At 69.7% G+C, this 19,147-nt stretch carries 21 protein-coding genes, 1 other RNA gene and 1 pseudogene; 14 read left to right on the forward strand and 9 right to left on the reverse strand.

The window, feature by feature from the left end:
- Positions 1-4: 4 nt before the first annotated feature.
- From KX816_15365 to KX816_15405, 9 genes are all read right to left on the reverse strand, one after another.
- The gene (locus tag KX816_15365; GenBank protein ID QXQ05596.1) at positions 5-1,684 is read right to left on the reverse strand and encodes a DNA polymerase III subunit gamma/tau; all 1,680 of its coding nucleotides are present in this window, start codon (positions 1,682-1,684) and stop codon (positions 5-7) included.
- A 37-nt stretch (positions 1,685-1,721) separates the two neighbouring features.
- An RNA gene (ffs, locus tag KX816_15370) (signal recognition particle sRNA small type) lies at positions 1,722-1,818 on the reverse strand.
- 36 nt (positions 1,819-1,854) lie between these two features.
- Positions 1,855-4,260 carry a phenylalanine--tRNA ligase subunit beta gene (gene pheT / locus KX816_15375; GenBank protein QXQ05597.1) on the reverse strand — a complete coding sequence of 802 codons (2,406 nt, stop codon included), beginning with the start codon at positions 4,258-4,260 and terminating at the stop codon, positions 1,855-1,857.
- Entirely contained in the window at positions 4,257-5,333 is a 1,077-nt protein-coding gene (gene pheS, locus KX816_15380; GenBank protein QXQ05598.1) for a phenylalanine--tRNA ligase subunit alpha, read from the reverse strand. The genes pheT and pheS overlap by 4 nt, the downstream gene beginning before the upstream one ends.
- A gap of 94 nt (positions 5,334-5,427) precedes the next feature.
- A complete protein-coding gene (gene rplT, locus KX816_15385) occupies positions 5,428-5,832 on the reverse strand; it encodes a 50S ribosomal protein L20 (protein ID QXQ05599.1) in 405 nt (134 codons plus the stop codon).
- Positions 5,833-5,844: 12 nt separating this feature from the next.
- Positions 5,845-6,048 carry a 50S ribosomal protein L35 gene (rpmI, locus tag KX816_15390; protein ID QXQ05600.1) on the reverse strand — a complete coding sequence of 68 codons (204 nt, stop codon included), beginning with the start codon at positions 6,046-6,048 and terminating at the stop codon, positions 5,845-5,847.
- Between the two features lie 79 nt (positions 6,049-6,127).
- Complete coding sequence (locus KX816_15395; GenBank protein QXQ05601.1) at positions 6,128-6,430, reverse strand: hypothetical protein; 303 nt, start codon at positions 6,428-6,430, stop codon at positions 6,128-6,130.
- 3 nt (positions 6,431-6,433) lie between these two features.
- Positions 6,434-6,730, reverse strand: a complete 297-nt coding sequence (gene flgM / locus KX816_15400) for a flagellar biosynthesis anti-sigma factor FlgM (GenBank protein ID QXQ05602.1) — start codon at positions 6,728-6,730, stop codon at positions 6,434-6,436.
- Between the two features lie 48 nt (positions 6,731-6,778).
- Positions 6,779-7,033: a flagella basal body P-ring formation protein FlgA gene (locus KX816_15405; GenBank protein QXQ05603.1), complete on the reverse strand. Its 255-nt coding sequence runs from the start codon at positions 7,031-7,033 to the stop codon at positions 6,779-6,781.
- A 351-nt stretch (positions 7,034-7,384) separates the two neighbouring features.
- Here KX816_15405 and KX816_15410 point away from each other — a divergent pair, with 351 nt between their 5' ends.
- The 14 genes and pseudogenes from KX816_15410 to motA all read left to right on the forward strand — a co-directional run bounded on the left by KX816_15410 (position 7,385) and on the right by motA (position 19,085).
- Positions 7,385-7,711, forward strand: coding sequence for a flagellar basal body protein (locus tag KX816_15410; protein ID QXQ05604.1), 327 nt, complete (start codon positions 7,385-7,387; stop codon positions 7,709-7,711).
- Complete coding sequence (flgC, locus tag KX816_15415; protein QXQ05605.1) at positions 7,708-8,106, forward strand: flagellar basal body rod protein FlgC; 399 nt, start codon at positions 7,708-7,710, stop codon at positions 8,104-8,106. The genes KX816_15410 and flgC overlap by 4 nt, the downstream gene beginning before the upstream one ends.
- Entirely contained in the window at positions 8,103-8,369 is a 267-nt protein-coding gene (locus KX816_15420) for a flagellar biosynthesis protein FlgD (protein QXQ05606.1), read from the forward strand. The genes flgC and KX816_15420 overlap by 4 nt, the downstream gene beginning before the upstream one ends.
- 4 nt (positions 8,370-8,373) lie before the next feature.
- On the forward strand, positions 8,374-9,669 hold the full coding sequence (locus KX816_15425) for a flagellar hook protein FlgE (GenBank protein ID QXQ05607.1): 1,296 nt from the start codon (positions 8,374-8,376) through the stop codon (positions 9,667-9,669).
- A gap of 193 nt (positions 9,670-9,862) precedes the next feature.
- Positions 9,863-10,573, forward strand: coding sequence for a flagellar basal body rod protein FlgF (flgF, locus tag KX816_15430; GenBank protein QXQ05608.1), 711 nt, complete (start codon positions 9,863-9,865; stop codon positions 10,571-10,573).
- Between the two features lie 12 nt (positions 10,574-10,585).
- Positions 10,586-11,371: a flagellar basal-body rod protein FlgG gene (flgG, locus tag KX816_15435; protein ID QXQ05609.1), complete on the forward strand. Its 786-nt coding sequence runs from the start codon at positions 10,586-10,588 to the stop codon at positions 11,369-11,371.
- Positions 11,372-11,489: 118 nt separating this feature from the next.
- The gene (locus KX816_15440; GenBank protein ID QXQ05610.1) at positions 11,490-12,113 is read left to right on the forward strand and encodes a flagellar basal body L-ring protein FlgH; all 624 of its coding nucleotides are present in this window, start codon (positions 11,490-11,492) and stop codon (positions 12,111-12,113) included.
- 117 nt (positions 12,114-12,230) lie between these two features.
- Positions 12,231-12,808, forward strand: a pseudogene (locus KX816_15445) (flagellar basal body P-ring protein FlgI).
- Between the two features lie 65 nt (positions 12,809-12,873).
- Positions 12,874-14,421: a DDE-type integrase/transposase/recombinase gene (locus KX816_15450; protein QXQ05611.1), complete on the forward strand. Its 1,548-nt coding sequence runs from the start codon at positions 12,874-12,876 to the stop codon at positions 14,419-14,421.
- 155 nt (positions 14,422-14,576) lie between these two features.
- Entirely contained in the window at positions 14,577-15,101 is a 525-nt protein-coding gene (locus KX816_15455) for a flagellar basal body P-ring protein FlgI (protein QXQ08610.1), read from the forward strand.
- Complete coding sequence (locus KX816_15460; protein ID QXQ05612.1) at positions 15,098-15,346, forward strand: hypothetical protein; 249 nt, start codon at positions 15,098-15,100, stop codon at positions 15,344-15,346. Before KX816_15455 ends, KX816_15460 begins: the two co-directional genes overlap by 4 nt.
- Complete coding sequence (gene flgK, locus KX816_15465; protein QXQ05613.1) at positions 15,343-17,202, forward strand: flagellar hook-associated protein FlgK; 1,860 nt, start codon at positions 15,343-15,345, stop codon at positions 17,200-17,202. Before KX816_15460 ends, flgK begins: the two co-directional genes overlap by 4 nt.
- The gene (locus KX816_15470) at positions 17,202-18,125 is read left to right on the forward strand and encodes a hypothetical protein (protein ID QXQ05614.1); all 924 of its coding nucleotides are present in this window, start codon (positions 17,202-17,204) and stop codon (positions 18,123-18,125) included. Before flgK ends, KX816_15470 begins: the two co-directional genes overlap by 1 nt.
- 96 nt (positions 18,126-18,221) lie before the next feature.
- Entirely contained in the window at positions 18,222-19,085 is an 864-nt protein-coding gene (motA, locus tag KX816_15475; GenBank protein ID QXQ05615.1) for a flagellar motor stator protein MotA, read from the forward strand.
- The last annotated feature ends 62 nt before the right edge of the window (positions 19,086-19,147 follow it).

Raw genomic sequence — 19,147 nt, forward strand, 5'->3', positions numbered from 1 at the left:
GCTCCTAAGCATCGGCTACGCTGCGCTGATCATCGTCGGACGTATCGACCGTGACCTCGATCAGTTCCGCCTGCGGGAAGGCGGCGAGGATTTCGAGCACCGCCGGGTCGGCCATAACCGCCGCCCGCTCATCGGCGATGCGGCGTTCATACTGTTCGTGAAGGGTGGCACCACCACCGTCACGCGCCAGCGTCACCGTCCAGCGCTCCCCGGTCCAAAGCTTCAGACAAGCCATCACCCGCTGGGCGAAGTCGGGCGACAGCGATGGGCTGGTGGTGACGGTCAGCACCGGCGGGCTGAAGTCGACCAGCCGGACCTCGTCGCTCAGCAGCTGCGCGAGCCGTGGCTCGCGGTTGGCCGCGAACAGCTCGACCAGCGCCACGTAGTCGGCGGGTTGCGGCAGGGGCTCGGACTCGACGACCGGCGGCGGGCTCGGCTCACGGAGCTGCTGGACGGTCGCACCGGCCGGTCGCGACGGTTGAAGCGCGGGCGGCGCATCGGCCAAGTCGCCACGCTCGCTCAGCCGCCGGACCAGCTCGCCCGGATCGGGCAGCGCGCTGGCGTGGATGACCCGCAGCAGCGCCATCTCGGCTGCCTGGATCGGCACCGGCGCGCTCTGCACCTCGGCGAGGCCCTTGAGCAGCAGCTGCCACATGCGGTGGACGCTCGGGAAGCTCAGCGTCCCGGCCCAGCCGCGGATGGTGTCGCGCTCCTCGGCGCTCATCGACGCGTCGACGACGTCGGCGACCTTGGCGCGAGTGATGGCGTGGACCAGCTCGAGCAGCGCCTGCACGACCATCGCCGGGTCGGTGCCAAGGTCGTACTGGCCCTGCAGCGCCGCCAGCGCGCCGGGAGCATCGCCTTCGAGCAGCAGCCCCATGAGCGACCGGATCGCGCCCCTGTCGGACAGCCCGAGCATGTCGCGGATGGCATCGGCGCTGACCGCACCGCTCGAATGTGCGATCGCCTGGTCGAGGATCGACAGCCCGTCGCGGACCGATCCCTCGGCGGCGCGAGCGATCAGCGCCAGCGCCTCGGGCTCGGCGGTGGCGCCCTCGGCCTCGACGATCATGGCGAAGTGCGCGGCGAGCGTCTCGGCCGGGATGCGGCGCAGGTCGAAGCGCTGGCAGCGCGACAGCACCGTAACCGGGACCTTCTGGACCTCGGTGGTCGCGAAGATGAACTTGACGTGCGGTGGCGGCTCCTCGAGCGTCTTCAGCAGCGCGTTGAAGGCGTTCTTCGACAGCATGTGGACTTCGTCGACGATGTAGATCTTGAAGCGGGCCGAGACGCTGGCATAGCGCACCGCCTCAATGATCTCGCGGACGTCGTCGACGCCGGTGTTGGACGCAGCGTCCATCTCGATGACGTCGATATGGCGGCCCGCGGCGATGGCGACGCACGGCTCGCAGACCCCGCACGGCGCGATGGTCGGCCCGCCCTGACCGTCCGGACCGATGCAGTTCAGCGCCTTGGCGATGATGCGCGCCGTCGAGGTCTTGCCGACCCCGCGCACGCCGGTCAGCAGCCACGCCTGCGCCAGTTGCCCGCGTCGGATCGCGTTGCCGAGCGTGCGCACCATAGCGTCCTGCCCGAGCAAGGTGTCGAAGCTGGCAGGCCGGTATTTGCGCGCCAGCACCCGATATTCGGGCTTGGCGTCGTCGGGGATGAGCAGGGTATCCATGAGTCTCGCCGGTCTAGCGGTTCGAGGCCTCAGCGGAAAGGTGGGAGCCGGGAACGACCCAGCGCGAATTCGTTACGGCTGCTTCCTTCCGGACCTGACCGGGTTGGCGAGAGCACTGCCCGCCCGACTCCCATGCGCGATATGGGGGAAGTGCGCCGGGGAGGCAAGACTCAGCCGCGCAGCACCGCACCGATCTTGCCCGCAGCAGCCACCACCTTCGCCGCGACCGCCTCGATCTCGACGTCGGTCAGGCTGCGCTCGACGGGCTGGATGGTGACCGCGACGGCAAGGCTGACCTGGCCGTCGGGCACGCCCGCGCCGGCGAAGCGGTCGAACAGGCGGACGTCGGCGATCAGCGCCTTGTCAGCTCCTCTGACGGCACGGATGAGCGAGTCGGCGGGCAGGTCGTCGGCCACCACGAAGGCGAAGTCGCGGGTCAGCGCCTGCAGTGCCGGCGGGGTGAACACGGGGCGGCTGTGGCCGGTCGCACGTGACACCGGGACCGCGTCGAGGAACAGCTCGGCGACCGCGATCCGCCCCTTGAGGTCGAAGTCGACTGCCACCGACGGATGAAGCTCGCCGAACGCCGCGAGAATGGTCTTCTGACCGAGGCCGAGGCGACCGCTGCGACCGGGGTGATACCAGCCGTCGACGGGCGGCAGGACCATCAACCGCTCGATGGGTACTCCCGCCGCAGCGAGGCCAGCCAGCGCCTCCGCCTTGGCATCGAAGGCGTCGAAGCCGGTGGCGGCACCGCGCTGCCAGTCGCGGACGGTGCGCTCGCCGGCGAGGACCAGCGCCGCGGTCGAATGCTCGGCGTCGACAAGGTAGCGCTGTCCGAGCTCGAACAGGCGGATGCTGGTCTGGCCGCGGTCGAGGTTGCGCTTCGTTGCCGACAACAGGCCCGGTAGCAGCGACGGACGCATCACCGCGAGGTCGGTCGAGATCGGGTTGGCGAGCGTCCACGCGCCACCGCCGAAGGGGGCAGCCTGTGCGGGGGAGACGAAGCTCCAGGTGACGGCTTCGCTCAGGCCCCGCGCGGCGAGGCTGCGGCGGACGCGGCGTTCGAGCGACTGGGCCGGGGTCGCGGTCGGCTTGGCGACGCCCTCGGCGCGGGGGAGCGGGATCGAGGGGATGTGCTCGAAGCCGTGGATCCGGACGACTTCCTCGACGATGTCGGCCTCGCCGTCCCAACCGACGGTGACGTCGGAGCCGCCACCAATGTCGCGACGCCAGCTGGGCACGCCGACCTGCCAGACCGCGCCCTGCTCGACCCGGAAGCCGAGCCTGCCGAGGATGATCGACTGGGTCTCCTCGTCGACCGCGACGCCGGCGAGCGCGAGCGTCCGCGCCGGGCGATAGGCGACGACCTTGTCGGGCCGCGGGATGTGCCCGGCAGTGACGACCTCGGACGCCTCGCCGCCGCACATGTCCTGGACGAGGTGCGTCGCGAGTTCGAGGCCGGCGACGAGGAAGCCGGGGTCGACGCCGCGCTCGAAGCGGGCGCGAGCATCGGTGGTGATGCCGAGCGCGCGGCCGGTCGCGCCGATGCGCTCGGGGGCGAAATAGGCGCACTCGATGAGGACGTCGGTGGTGGTCTCCGACACGCCCGAGGCCATGCCGCCCATGATGCCGCCGATGTCGTGGACTTCGCGCGCGTCGGCGATGACGGTCATGCTGTCGTCGAGGGTGTAGGTCTTGCCGTTGAGCGCGGCGACGGTCTCCCCGTCGACGGCGCGGCGGGCGACAAGTGCGCCTTCGAGCTTGGCGACGTCGTAGACGTGAAGCGGGCGGCCGCGGTCGAGGCTCATGAAGTTGGTGATGTCGACCAGCGCGCTGATCGGCTTCTGCCCGACGGCACGCAGGCGGCGCTGCAGCCAGTCGGGCGAGGGGTCGTTGCTCACCCACCGGATGACGCGGCCGAGGAATGCGGGGCAGCCCTCGGCGTCGTCGGTGCGGATGGCGACCGGGCAGGCGAACTTGCCGGGGACCAGCTCGACCGGGCGGTCCTTGAGGGTGCCGAGGCCCTTGGCGGCGAGGTCGCGGGCGATGCCGGCGACGCCCATGCAGTCCTGCCGGTTCGGGGTGATCGCGACGTCGATGACCGGGTCGCCGAGCCTGGCCCAGGTCGCGTAGGCGGTGCCGACCGGCGCGTCGGCGGGCAGCTCGATGATGCCGTCATGCTCGTCGGACAGCTCGAGCTCGCGCATCGAGCACATCATGCCGTTTGATTCGATGCCGCGGATGGTGGTGACCTTGAGCGTCAGGTCGGAGCCGGGAACGTAGGTCCCCGGGCCGCCGAATACGCCCTTCATGCCGGCGCGCGCGTTCGGCGCGCCGCAGACCACCTGCATCGGTGGGCCGCTGCCTGTGTCGACGCTGAGAACCTGCAGCTTGTCGGCCTGCGGGTGCGGCGCGGCGGTCAGGACCTCGGCGATGGTGAACGGCGCGAGGCTCGCTGCGGGGTCGGTAACGCCCTCGACCTCAAGCCCGCACTCGGTCAGCGCGCGGACGATCTCGTCGAGCGACGCGGTGGTCTCGAGGTGGTCCTTGAGCCAGCTCAGGGTGAACTTCACGCGCCGACTCCACCGCTGAGGGTGGGTACGTCGAGCGCCCGGAAGCCGTAGTGCTTCAGCCAGCGCAGGTCGGCGTCGAAGAAGGCGCGGAGATCGGTCATGCCGTATTTGAGCATCGCCAGCCGGTCGATGCCGCAGCCGAAGGCGAAGCCCTGCCACTCGTCGGGGTCGAGGCCGCACGCCGCGATGACCTTGGGGTGGACCATGCCGGAGCCGAGGATTTCCAGCCACGACTCGCTGCCGCCGATGGTCAGCTTGCCGCCCGCCCACGAGCAGCCGACATCGACCTCGGCCGAGGGCTCGGTGAACGGAAAATAGCTCGGGCGCATGCGGAGCGTGACGTCGTCGACTTCGAAGAACGCCTTCACAAAGGTCTCAAGCGTCCACTTGAGGTGGCCCATGTGGATGCCGCGGTCGATGACCAGCCCCTCAACCTGGTGGAACATGGGCGTGTGGGTGGCGTCGCTGTCGGAGCGGTAGGTGCGGCCGGGCGCGATGATGCGGATCGGCGGCGCCTGGGTCATCATCGTGCGGATTTGCACCGGCGAGGTGTGGGTCCGCAGCAGCATCTTGCGGTCGCTGCCGGGTGCGTTCTGCGGGAAGTAGAAGGTGTCGTGCATCGCCCGCGCCGGGTGGCTTTCGGGGATGTTGAGCGCGGTGAAATTGTGCCAGTCGTCCTCGATCTCGGGGCCGGTGGCGACCGCGAAGCCGAGGTCGGCGAAGATCTCCGCGAGCTCGTCCATGACCTGGCTGACCGGGTGGATCGAGCCTTGCGGGGTCGCGGCGGCGGGCAGCGTCATGTCGAGGCGCTCGGTGGCGAGGCGGGCGTTCAGCGCGACACCCTCGAGCGCTGCCTTCTTGGCGGCGATGGCGGCGGTGACCGCCTCGCGCAGGCCATTGAGGCGCGGACCTTCGACCAGGCGCTGCTCGGGGCTCATGTGGCCGAGCGTCTTCATCAGCCCGGAGACGCTCCCCGCCTTGCCTAGCGCGGCGACGCGCACCGCCTCCAGCGCGTCGGGCGTGGCGGCGGCATCGATCTGGGCGAGGAGGTCGGACTGGAGATTGTCGATCATGGCGGTGTCTCTAGGGGAAAGCGGCGCACAAACGAAAGGGGCGCGGACTGCCGGCAAGCAGTCCGCGCCCCAAATCTTGCCGTAAGCCGAAGCTTCAGGCGGCGACGGTGACCGCGACGGGGCCGGTCTGCAGCGGCGCCTGGACGTCGAGGACGGCCCGGACCTGCGCGATGATCGCGCCGAATGCCTGCGGCTCGTTCATGGCGAGATCCGCCATGACCTTGCGGTCGAGCTCGATGCCCGCCAGCTTCACGCCGTGCATGAAGCGGCCGTAGGTCAGGCCGGTTTCACGAACCGCAGCGTTGATGCGCTGGATCCACAAAGCGCGGAAGCTGCGCTTGTTAACCTTGCGGTCGCGATACGCGTACTGGCCGGCCTTTTCGACCGCCTGGCGCGCAACGCGGATGGTGTTCTTGCGACGGCCGTAATAGCCCTTCGCCTGCTCGAGAACCCGCTTGTGACGGGCGTGGGACGTGACGCCCCGTTTGACGCGTGCCATCTGACGGCCTCCTTACTTCAGGCCGTACGGGGCCCACAGCTTGATCGTCGGGGTGTCCGACTTCGCAAGAACTGAGGTGCCGCGATTCTGGCGGATATACTTGGCGGTGTGGCCGATCAGGCGGTGACGCTTGCCGGCGACACCATGCTTGACCTTCCCGGAAGCGGTGATCTTGAAGCGTTTCTTCACACCGCTCTTGGTCTTGAGCTTGGGCATTTCGGTCTCCTAAGGACGCGCTTTCGAATCGCCACGGCAGCCCAATACGGCCGGGCGGTTCAGTTTCGCGAGGCGCGGGCTATAGAGAGGTTCGCCCGTCGCGTCCATAGGTCAGGCCGGGCGGGCGTCCCGACGCCGCGGCGAGCGCCCGGAGCCGGCTGTCGACTCCGGTCATCAGCACGCGGTTGCGGGCGGCGGCAAGGGCGTTGAGCGCGGCGGCGGCCTCGAGATCGGCGCGCGGCGGCAGGGGATCGTCGCGGACGGCGCGCAACGCATCGAGCTTGGCCCCGGTCGCGGCCTCGATGCGGTCGGCGTCCTCACTGTCGAGCGCCAGCAGCTCGTCGTGCAACGCCGCCATCAGCAGCGCGAAGTTGGCGCTCACGAACTACGCGCCCGGCAGGTCGAGCGCGATCATCTTGCCGGCAATCGCCTCCGGGTCGGGCTTGTAGATGCCATCGGCGATCGCGGCGCGCAGGCGCACGACCTTCGCTCCGTCGACCGGGGGCGAGGCGGCGAGAGCGCGGGCCGCGACCGCCGTGCCGGACAGGTTGAGCGGTTCGGAGGCACGGGCAGGCTCGGCGGGGCGCTGGACGGCTTCGGAGCGCTGCGGCTGGGTGCGTGCCGCGGCCACAGCCTCAAGGGCAGCGAGGCGACTGGTGTTGGTGACGACGGGCACGGTCATTGTCTGCTCCTTGGACCGCACGGGATAACGGCGGGCCTCCGATGAGCTTTAACGGCCTCCGCCGTCCGCATTAAAGCCCGGTAACCATAGTTGTCCGTCGTCGCCGACCAGCGCCTGCAGCCGCTCGCCGGTGGCCTTGTTGTGGAGGCGCACGCGGGCGCCTACCGCGCCGTCCGAATCGGCGACCGCATCGACGGTGATCCGAAAGCCGGGGCCGGCGGCGGTGACGGGGACGACGTCGCCGCGGCGGATGAGGGGGGCGGGCGGGAGCGTGGCGGCGGCGAGGACGAGTGCAATGAGCATAGGGGGTCTCCTGTGTGCAGCACTCTGCAAGGACCGCGCCACTTCCCTCGCCCGCTTGCGGGAGAGGGCGAGAGACGCACCCGCAGGCGCGGCCCGGGGAGAGGGTGTCTCGATGGGCAAGGTCACTTGAGAATCGAGCGCGGACGGGGTCACTCGGCGATCTGGCCTCTTACAGTGACACACCCTCTCCCCGGGCCACGCTGACGCGTGTCTCTCGCCCTCTCCCGCAAGCGGGCGAGGGAAGCGGCAGCCGCTCGCCACCAATCGGCAATCCCTTGCCGCTTTGCACGAGCCATCGCCGCCCTCCCCCTCGCAGCCCCCACTTGGCACACCCCTTGCACAGCGAGGCCCATGACCACGGACTCCCTCTTCGGCATCGACGGCCGCGTCCTCCAGCTCCGGCAGGAGCGGCTGGGCCTACTCGCCTCGAACATCGCCAACGCTGCGACCCCCGGGTTCAAGGCGCGGGACATCGACTTCAAGGCAGCGCTCGCGGGAGCCACGGACGCGACGCGCTACCGGGTCCCGGTCCAGTCCTCGCTCGACGGCAACACCGTCGAGCTGTCGGTCGAGCAGTCGCAATTCGCCGAGAACGCGGTCCACTACCGCACTGCGCTGAGCTTTCTCGGCGGGCGCGTCGGGACGATCATGGCGGCGCTGAACGGCGGCGGCGAATGAGTGCGCTGTCGGTCTTCGACATCGCCGGGCGCGCCATGTCGGCGCAGCTGGTGCGGCTCAACACGACGGCGTCGAACCTCGCCAACGCCGGCAGCGTCGCCGGGTCCGAGGCCGCCGCTTACCGCCCGCTCAAGCCGGTGTTCGCGACCCGCTACGACGGCGGCCTCGCCACCGTCGATGTCGAGCGCATCGCCAGCGGCACGGCTCCGCCCGAACGCCGCCACGACCCCGCCCACCCGCTCGCCGATGCCAACGGCGACGTCTGGGTGGCGAACGTCGACGTCAACCAGGAGATCGTCGAGATGACCGAGACCGCGCGCCAGTACGCCAACAATGTCGAGGTCATGGCCACCGCCAAGACCCTGATCCTCGACACGTTGAGGATGGGCAAGTGAGCACGATCCCGCCGATCGCACCGCCGCAGACGACTCCGCTGCCGGTCCACAAGACCGTGCTCGGGCAGAGCGATTTTCTCGCGCTCATGGCGGCGCAGTTGAAGAACCAGGACCCGACCAAGCCGGTCGACAACGCCGAGTATGTCTCGCAGCTCGCGCAGTTCAGCCAGATCAGCGGCCAGTCGCAGGGCAACGCCACGCTCGCCGACATCGCCAAGAAACTCGACGCGCTGATCGCCGCCACCACGCCAGCGAAGGGATAGAGCCATGTCGTTCTTCACCAGCCTGACCGGGCTCAACGCGGCCCAAACCGAGCTTGCGACGGTGTCCAACAATATCGCCAACACCGGCACCAACGGCTTCAAGCGCAGCCGCGTCACGTTTGGCGACATCATCGCCAGCTCGCCGCTGCAGAACCCGTCGCGGATCGTCGGGTCTGGCGTCGCGGTCAAGTCGATCGCGCAGCAGTTCCAGCAGGGCGCGATCGAGACCAGTGACTACGCCCTCGACCTCGCGGTCAGCGGCCAGGGCTTCTTCGTCGTCAAGAGCGCCAACGGCGATGCGCAGGTCGCGTTCACCCGCAACGGCGCGTTCAGCGTCACGCCCGACCGTTATGTCGTCGATGCCTCGGGCCGCCGGGTCCAGCTTTTCCCGACGACCAACGACGGCAGCGTGCTGACCACCGAGCTCGGCGCCACGGTCAGCGCCAAGCTGCCGCTGACTTCGGGCTCCCCCCAGGCGACCGGCACGATCAAGCTGGCGGTCAACCTCCCCTCGGATTCCGAAGTCATCCCGGCGAAGGCGATCTACACTGCGACCAACCCCTATGTCTTCGACCGCTCGAACCCGTCGACGTTCAACAAGTCGACTTCCGAGACGATCTACGATTCACTCGGCAACCCGCTCGCGGCGACGATCTACTACGTCAAGACCGCGGTGCCGGCGGGTGCCGATCCGGACCACCACTGGACTGCCCATGTCTTTGTCGGCGACACTGAACTGACGCAGGTGGGCGTCGCCGGCATGTCCATGACCTTCGACAGTGGCGGCGTGCTGACCGCGCCGACGACGCCCGCGGTGTTCGACGCCTTCCAGCCGCTCGGCGGCGGCGACCCGCAGGTGCTGGCCATCGACCACGGCATCGCCACGACCCAGCAGTCGGGCGCGTTCGCAGTCACTGCCGTCAGCCAGGACGGCTTCCAGACGGGGCAACTGGAGAGTGTCTCGGTCGACACCTCGGGCAAGCTCCAGGCGAGCTATTCCAACGGCGAGATTCACGTCATCGGCAAGGTCGCGATGGCGATTTTCTCGAACCCGCAGGGGCTCAAGCAGATCGGCGACGCGACCTATGTCAGCAGCCCGCTGGCCGGGCCGGCGCTGACCGGCGAGGGCGGCAAGAACGGCCTCGGCCAGATCATGTCGGGCAGCCTCGAACGGTCGAACGTCGACCTGACGGCGGAACTCGTCGGGCTGATCACCGCGCAGCGCAACTTCCAGGCGAATGCGAAGGCGATCGAGACCAGTTCGACGTTGCTGTCGACGATCGTGAACATGCGCAGCTGATGACGCGCTCCCGCCCTCTCGCTGCTGATAACGCCCCCGACGGGGCCGTCTCGCCGGCAATGAGCTATGAATACGGAACCCGGTGTTCATGGGTCCCCGCCGGCGCAGAGGCCGCACCCGGACGAGCGGGAATGACGATCTCGCGTCCACCCGTACTGCTGCCGATCACGATCCTGTTTTCGGCGGGTTTCCCATGGACCGCCTGATCTACTCCGCCCTGTCCGCCATGCGGGCCCAGCAGGCCGCACAGGCGGTCACAGCGAACAACCTCGCCAATGCCGGCACCACGGGCTTTCGGCGCGAACTGTCGTCGCTGTCGGCGCGCTGGCTGCAGGGCTCCGACGACACCACCCGCGTCCAGACCGACGACGTCGTCGCGACCGCGCAGCTGGAGGCCGGGCCGGTGACGGTGACCGGCGGCGCGCTGGATGTCGCGATCGACGGCAGCGGCTGGCTCGCGGTCGAGGCGAAGGACGGCGGCGAGGCCTACACGCGTCGCGGCGACCTCCACGTAACCGCGGCGGGACGGCTCGAAACCGGCGACGGGCTCGCGGTGATGGGCGAGGCCGGGCCGCTGACGGTGCCGACGAGCGGAGCATTGAACATCGCCCCCGACGGCTCGGTCAGCGCCAACGGTGTCGCGGTCGGGCGGATCAAGCTGGTCGATGCCGACCCCGGGACACTGGCCAAGCGCGGCGACGGCCTGTTCGGCGGCGAAGTGCTCGACGCGGATCCGGCGGTGCGCGTGCGCTCGGGGGTGCTGGAGGGCAGCAACGTCCAGACCGCGGCCAGCCTCGCCGAACTGCTCGAGCAGTCGCGCGGCTTCGAGACCAACGCCAAACTGATGCGGATCGCGCGCGACATCGACGAGGGCGGCACCCGCCTGATGCGCCTCGACAACTAGGGAGCTAGCAGCATGTCATCAGCCCTTCAGATCGCACGTTCGGGCCTCGACGCGCTCGATGCGCGGATGAAAGTGATCTCGAACAACCTGGCCAACGTCAACACGACGGGTTTCAAGCGCGACCGCGCCAGCTTCCAGACCCTGATGTACCAGACGACGCGGCCCGCCGGCGCTCCTGCCGGGGCAGACGCGCAATACGCCGCAGGGCTCGGCACCGGCACCGGTGTCCGCGTCGCGGGGACCGAGCGCATCCACATCCAGGGCGCGCTGACCCAGACCGACAACGCGCTCGACCTCGCGGTTGAGGGCAGCGGCTTCTTCGCAGTAACTCGTCCCGACGGGACGCTCGCCTACACCCGCGACGGCGGCTTCAAGCTCGACCCGACCGGGCGGCTGGTGACCGGCAGCGGCGACCGGCTGACGCCCGAGATCACCACCCCCGACGGCGCGACCCAGATTACCATCGCCGCCGACGGCACGGTTTCCGCGCTGGTGCCGGGCAGCACCGACCCGCAGCAGCTCGGTCAGGTCCAGCTGACGCGCTTCCTTAATCCGGCCGGGCTGCAGCCTCTCGGCGAGAACCTCTACGCCGAGAGCGCGGGCAGCGGCGCGGCGCAGGCCGGGGTCGCGGGGGCAGACGGCATGGGCGCGGTCCGGCAGGGCGCGCTCGAAGGCTCGAACGTCTCGACGGTGCAGGAACTCGTCGACATGATCGAGACCCAGCGCGCCTATGAGGTCAACGCCAAGGTCATCAACGCCGCCGACGAGATGTCGCGCTACGTGAACCAGAATGTTTGATGGGGTGGCGACATATCGCTCGACTTGTCATCCCAGAGAACGCCGGGACCCAGTTGCGCCACGGGCACTGCGATCCCGTTTGGGGAGTAGCTGGGTCCCGGCGTTCGCCGGGATGACAATGTCGGGCCTGACCGCATGCGCCCTAGACCCCTTCCCCCCCGCCCCGCCGGTCCCGCCGTCGCTCGCCGTCGCCCCTCTACCGCGCGCGCCGACCGGCAGCCTGTACTACGCCGGGCACTTCGCCGCTCTCGCCAGCGACAACCGCGCAAGGCGCACCGGCGACCTGCTGACCATCCGCCTCGTCGAGCGCATGCAGGCGCACAAGTCCGCGTCGGCGGACGCATCCCGGGACGGCAAGACCAGCATCGACCTGCCGCAGGCGAAGCCGTTCAGCTACATCCCCAAGGGCTGGCTCGGCGGCGGCAGTTCGCAAAGCTTCAAGGGCACCGGCACCGCCGCGCAGGACAACCTGCTGTCGGGGGAGATCAGCGTCACCGTCCAGGGCATCGAGGCCAACGGCGTGCTCCGTGTCGCCGGCGAAAAGCGCCTGACCCTCAACCGCGGCGAGGAACAGGTCCAGCTGACCGGCCTCGTCCGCCCGGAGGACATCGGCGCCGACAACAGCGTCGCCAGCACGCGGGTCGCCGACGCGCGGATACGGTACGCGGGAACCGGCCAGGTCGCGGACCAGAGCCGGCAGGGCTGGCTGGCGCGGTTCTTCAGCAAGGTGACGCCGCTGTGAGGGGGCGGATCACCGCCGCTATTTCGATTGTCATCCCCGCGCAGGCGGGGACCCATGAACTTTCGTTCGAGATTAAAGGCCGAAGCTTGTGTGCATGGGGCCCCCGCCTGCGCGGGGATGACAAAGATATTCGGCGCACTCCTCCTCCTCATTCTCGCCGCAGCCACCCCCGCCCACGCCGACCGCATCAAGGACATCGCCACTTCGGCGGCGTTCGCTCCAACTCGCTCACCGGCTACGGCATCGTCGTCGGCCTGTCGGGTACCGGCGACGACAACCTCGAATACACCGTCCAGAGCGTCCGCAGCGCCGCCGCCCGGCTCGGCGTGACCCTCCCGCCGGGCATCGCGCCCGGCCTCAAGAACGCCGCCGCGGTGATCGTCACGGCCGAACTGCCGGCGTTCGCCAAGCCCGGCCAGCGCCTCGACGTCACCGTGTCGGCGCTCGGCAAGGCCAAGTCGCTGCGCGGCGGCACGTTGTTGCTGTCGCCGCTCGTCGGTGCCGACGGCGAGGTCTATGCGCTGGCGCAGGGCAACCTCGCGGTCGGCGGCTTCGGGGCGGAGGGCCGCGACGGGTCGAAACTGGTGGTCAACACGCCGTCGTCGGGGCGGGTGCCGAGCGGGGCCAGCGTCGAGCGTGCGGTCGACAGCCCGTTCGCGACCGGCGACGCCCTCACCCCGCATTGCCTCGCCTGATTTGCTCCCGCGGCGGGGGTCGTTGCCTCATTTAAAATGCTCTCGAGATTGTTCGGGAGCGAGCTATGAGGACGGTGAGCATGGCAACGCGTACGGAGCTGGTCGCTGCGATCAGCGAACGGTACCGATCGGCTGATCGAGCAAGCAAGGGCCGGGTGCTGGACGAGTTCGTTGCGGTGACGGGATTTCACCGCAAGCATGCGATGCGGCTGATGCGGGCGGGCCCCGCGGTCACGACGGCGAACGTCCGCATCGAGCGTCGGATCTACGACGAGGCGGCCCGGACCGCGCTTATCGTGCTCTGGGAGGCGGCGGATCGGCTGTGCGGCAAGCGATTGCGACCGCTCATTCCGATCCTGCTGGAGGCGATGGAGCGCCATGGCCATCTGGACTTGGCGCCGGCGGTGAGGTCGCAGCTGACGAAGATGAGCGCGGCAACGATCGATCGCGTGCTTCGCGCCGCAAAGGCCGGTAATCGCAAACCGCGGCGACGTGGTGTCGCGGGAACGGCGCTCCGGCAAAGCGTACCGATCAGGACGTTTGACGACTGGGACAATCCGGCACCGGGGTATGTCGAAGCCGATCTCGTATCGCACAGCGGTCCGGTCGCGAAGGGAAGCTTTGCGTGGACGTTCACGTTGACTGACATCGCGACCGGCTGGACTGAGTGCGCGCCGCTACTGGTTCGCGAGCAGACGGTGCTCGTCGCGGTGCTTAGCGAGGTGCGCAGGCTGATGCCGTTCCCGCTGCTGGGGTTCGACACTGACAACGATAGCGTCTTCATCAACGAGACGGTGCGCGATTACTGCGCTGCCTCCGACATCGCGTTCACGCGCTGCCGACCCTATCGCAAGAACGACCAGGCATGGGTGGAGCAAAAGAACGGATCAGTCGTGCGCCGCCTGGCTGGCTATCGTCGCTTCGAGGGGCTGGAGGCGACCGTTGCGCTGGCTGAGCTGTACGCGGCGTCGCGCCTGTTCGTGAACTTCTTCCAGCCCTCGTTCAAGCTGGCCGAGAAGCACCGCGACGGTGCGCGGGTTCGCAAGCGCTATCATGCACCAGCGACGCCCTATCAGCGGTTGCTCGACGATCCGCGGGTATCTGATAAGACCCGGACACGCGTGCGTGCGATCTTTGCCGACCTCGATCCCGTCCGCTTGCTGCGCGATATCAGGGCGGCCCAACAGCGGCTGGTCGCCCTTGCCGACATGGTCAGCCCAGTACCGGTGAGCGAGCAGCCCGCGGCCCCACCATTGGACGCGTTCCTCTCCAGCTTGCAAACGATATGGCAGGGCGGTGAAGCGCGACCGACTGCATCCAATAAACCGGTCATCAAGCGCGGTCGTCGCCGTCCCGATCCGCTGATCGAGGTGAGCGAGCAGTTGAAGCGCTGGTTCGAGGACGAGCCGTGGCGCACCGGCAGGGAGCTGCTGGAAAAACTTCAGGTCGAGCGGCCCGACAACTATCCCGATGGCCTGATCCGTACCGTCCAGCGCCGCCTTAAGGTCTGGCGGTCCGAATACGCTCACGCACTGGTGTTCACTCATTCCGGGCTGGCGGCGGAATCTCCTACGGATACGGCGATGCCGGTGTCGGTGCTAGTCGAAGGTTGATGGGACGCTGCTCCGCTTCGCCTACGGCTCCGCTCCACAGCGTCCCATCAACCGGGAATCGACCTCGCCTGGTGATCGGCGTAGGGGAACACTCTGGTGAGGCAACGGCATCACCGCTCGGGAACATCTTCTCGTGAGGCAACACGACCCTCGACCTGAACGACGCGGATTTCACGACGGCCGCCTCGGTTGCGCGCGTCATTGCTGCAAGCGGGGCCGTCGCCAGCGCCGTCGACGCGACCACCGTGCGGATCGTGGCGCCGCCCGAACTTGCGGCGCGCATCGCGCTCGCCAGCCGGATCGAGGGTCTGGACGTGCCGGTCGATGCCCCCCCGGCGCGGGTCGTCGTCAACGCGCGCACCGGCACGGTCGTGATCGGGGCGGGGGTGCGCGTGCTGCCGACCGCGATCGCGCATGGCAACCTCACCGTGCGCGTCACCGAAGCCGCGACCGCGAGCCAGCCCGAGGCGCTGTCCGGCGGCCGCACCGTGATCGTGCCGCGGTCGCGCATCGACATCGAGCAGTCGCCGGCGCGGATGGCGCTGTTCGCGCCCGGCGTCGCGCTCGCCGACATCGTGCGGGCGGTGAATGCGCTCGGGGCCGCACCGGGGGACCTGGTGGCCATCCTCGAGGCGCTGAAGGCGGCGGGTGCGCTCAGGGCCGAGCTGGTGGTGATATGATTGTTCCGGTTACACAGTCCGCCGTCGCGCCGGTTGACCCCAAGGCGGCCAAGGTCGCCCGCGATTTCGAGGCGCTGTTCATCGGCCAGCTCCTCCACGCCGCCCACGCCGCCAAGCTCGCCGACGATCCGCTAGCGGGCAACGACACCAGTTTCCGCGACCTCGGCGACCGCCAGCTCGCGCAGAGCCTCGCCGCCGCGGCTCCGCTCGGGGTCGCCAAGCTGCTCGCCGGGCGGCCGAAGTGAGTGACCTGCTCGCCATTGGCGCGGCGGGGCTTGCCGCCTACCGCGCAGCGCTGTCGGTGGTCGGCGACAACGTCGCGAACGCAGACTCACCGGGTTACGTTCGGCAAACGGTGATTCTCAAGGCCGCGCCGCGCGCCGGTGCCGGTGGTCCGCTGTCGCTGAGCGCCGGGGTCGGCAGCGGGGTCGATGTCGGGTCGGTCGCGCGCGCCTGGGACGCGCTCAAGGCTAACGCGGCCCGCAATGCCGGCAGCGATGTGGCGCGGCTGACGACGCGGGGCGACTGGCTGACCCGGCTGCAGACGCTCGTCGGCGGCGCAGCGGGGCAGCTCAACACCGCGCTCGGGGGCTTCTTCGACGGCGCGCAGGCACTGACCGCGAACCCGCTGTCGACCGCGGCACGCACTATCTTTCTCGACCGCGCCGACCAGGCCGCGAGCGGCTTCCGCGACACCGCCGGCGGCATCGCCAGCCTGGCGGGCGACCTTGCCGCGACCACCAAGGCCGCGACCGCAGAGGTCAACGGGCTGACCGGGGCAATCGCGCGGGTCAACGACGAGCTCCGTCGCGCCGGCGGCCGCGATACCAACGCGCTGCTCGACGAGCGCGACAGGCTGCTCGGGCAGCTCGGCACCTACCTCAAGGTCGGGGTGGTCGAGGGCGTCGGTGGCATCGTCACGGTGACGCTCGGCGGCGGTGCGAACGCGCCGGCGCTGGTCAGCGGCGGCACCGCAACGCGCATCGGCGTCCGCGACGGTGCCAACGGCGCCGAACTCGTCCTCGACCCGACCCACGAAGCGCGCGCGGTCCGCCTCCCCGCCAGCGGCAGCCTTGCCGGGCTGATCGAGGCGGCGCGGCAGATCCGCACCACCGCGGCCGACCTCGACGGGCTGGCGACGCGCTTCGTCGACGCGGTCGACGCGGTCCAGACGAGCGGCGTCGACGTCGCGGGCAACGACGGCACGTCGCTGTTTGCGCGGACGACCCTGCTGGTCGCCGCCGGCCGCGCCAACGCCGGGACCGCGACGATCGAGGTTGCCGTCGCCGACGGCGCGACGCTCGACCCGCTCGGCTATGTCCTGCGCCGCGACGCCGGGCAGTGGACATTGTCGCGGGCGGATGGCTCGGGCACAGTGACCGGGGCGGGGCCGCTCAGCCTCGACGGCGCGACGGTCACGCCCGCACCGGGCGCGCGTGACGGGGATGCCTTCGTGCTGGCGACGGCGAGCGGCGCCGCGGGCCTCGCATTGCGCCCGCTCGCGCCCGGTCAGGTCGCGGTGTCGTCGCGCTGGCTCGGCGACGCAGCGGCGAGCAATTCCGGCACCGGCAAGCTCAGCCTCGGCCTCGACGGAGCCGCCGCCGGGCTGCCGGCCCGCCCGGCCTACACGATCCGCATGCTCGACGCGGTCAATGGCGAGATCGTCGATCCGGCCGACGGCACCGTCCTGGCCACGGCAGCGGTCGCCGGCGGGCAGGTCGCTGGCACGGGGTTCACGTTCACCATCACCGGGGTGCCGGTCGCAGGCGACAGCTTCCGCATCGTCCGCGCGCCCGCGAACAGCGCCGACACCGGCAACCTGCGCGCGCTGCTCGCGAACCGCGCCGGGGCTGGGGTCGAGGACGGTCTCGACGCTTCGGTCGCGGGGCTGGCGAGCCATATCTCGGAGACCAAGCGCCTCGCGGACGCAGCGACCGCGGTCGCCAACGACGCGACGAAGGCGGCGGACGCGATCTCCGGGGTCGACCTCGACCGCGAGGCCGCGGAAATGGCGCGCCTCCAGACCGCGTACAAAGCCAACGCACAGGTCATCGCCGCGGCGCGCGAGATGTTCGACACGCTGTTGCAGGCGGCTCGCTGATGCAGGTCAACACCCGCGTCAGCCACGACATGCAGGTCGCGCGGCTGGCCGACCTGCAGCACCAGCTCGAGGGGGCGCAGAGCCAGATCGACAGCGGCAAGCGCTTCGACGCGCCCTCCGACGACCCGGTCGCGAGCGGCATCGCGACCCGGCTGCGGCGGACCCAGGCCGAGGGGCTGGCGCGCGGCACCGCGATCGACGCCGCCGCAAGCCGGCTGGCGACCTCCGACACGACGCTGGGGGCGGTGGCGACCCTGCTGCAGCGCGCCCGCGAGATCGGACTGGCAGCGGCCAACGTCACCCTCAACGCCAGCGACCGTGCGACGCTGGCGATCGATGCGAAGCAGCTGGGCGAGCAACTGCTCGACCTGGCCAACACCACCGGCGCCGACGGCACGCCGCTGTTCGGCGGGGCGAGCGGGCGGTCGCCGGCCTTCGCGCGCGATGCGACGGGAGCGGTCGCGTGGACCGGCTTCGGTGGTGGCGGCGTCGTGGCGCTCGGCTCGGTCGTCTCGGCCGACAACGGCGGACCCGCGGCGTTTATCGGTGCCGGGGTCGCTGCGGGAGCAGGGGCGGTCGCCAGCGGCGACGCCTTCGCACTCATCGACAGCCTCCAGGCCGCCCTCGCCGCGCCTGACGCGACGCGGGCAGCGGTTCTCGCCGCGGTGCTCGGCGGGCTCGACGCGTCGGTCTCGCGGGTCGCCGACGCGCAGGCCGCGGTCGGCGTCCGCGCCGCCCGCCTCGAGACCGAAACTACCCGGCTGGCGGCTGCCGACCTGCGCATCGAGAGCGACCTGACCAAGGTCGAAGGCGTCGACATGCCGTCGGCGATCGCCCGGCTGCAGCGCCTTTTGACGGTGCTCAACGCGTCCCAGGCGAGCTTCGTCAAGCTGGCCAGCCTCAGCCTGTGGGACAAATTATAGAGAGCACACCCCAAATAATCCGGCGCAAGCCCGGGCCGCCCGAGCCGTAATCACACTCGACGACGCGGCAATCATGCCCGGGAAGCGGGGGGACGCATGGTCTCGGTCATCGGCCTCGTTGTGCTGCTCGTCATGGTGTTCGGTGGCTTTGCGTTGACCGGCGGCAACATCATGGTGGTGCTGGAAGCTCTCCCGCATGAGCTTCTCATCATCGGTGGTGCTGCCGCCGGCGCAACGCTGATCTCCACCGACATCACCGGGATCAAGGCGATCGGCGGCGGCTTCGGCGCGATCGTCCGTGGCCCCCGCTACAAGCGCGAGGACTATTCGGCGGCGATCTACCTGACCGCGAAGTTGATGAAATTGCTCAAGACCGAGGGCGCGATCGCGGTCGAGCCCCATATCGAGAACCCGCAGACGAGCTCCATCTTCGCAGCCTACCCGCAGTTCCTGAGCGACAAGGTGTTCATCCACCTGCTGACCGACACCCTCCGCCTGCTGGTGGTGTCGACCGGCGGGGTCGGCGCCAATGCCGTCGAGGAGGTCATCGACACCGCGATCGAGACCCACCACGCCGATGCCTATCTGCCGGTCGAGAGGCTAACGACGCTGTCGGACGCCCTGCCGGCGCTCGGCATCGTCGCGGCGGTGCTCGGGGTGGTCAAGACAATGGGCTCGATCGACAAGCCGCCATCGGTGCTCGGCGGCATGATCGGGTCGGCGCTGGTGGGCACGTTCCTGGGGGTGCTGCTCAGTTACGGCATCGTCGGGCCGTGCGCGACGCGGCTGAAGTCGGTGCTCGATGCGGACGGCGAGATCTACCAGGTCATCCGCCGGGTCATCATCGCCAGCCTCAAGGGCCAGCCCCAGCCGATGGTGATCGAGGCGGCGCGCACCGCGATCAAGCCGGCGAACCAGCCGAGCTTCGGCGAGGTCTTCGACGGGATGCGGGCGAAGTGAGGGGCAGCAAGGCCCTCTCCGCGACCCTCCCCCAGAAATGGGGGAGGGAGCAGAGGACCATC

The sequence above is a fragment of the Sphingosinicellaceae bacterium genome (genome assembly GCA_019285715.1).
Classification (GTDB): domain Bacteria; phylum Pseudomonadota; class Alphaproteobacteria; order Sphingomonadales; family Sphingomonadaceae; genus Glacieibacterium.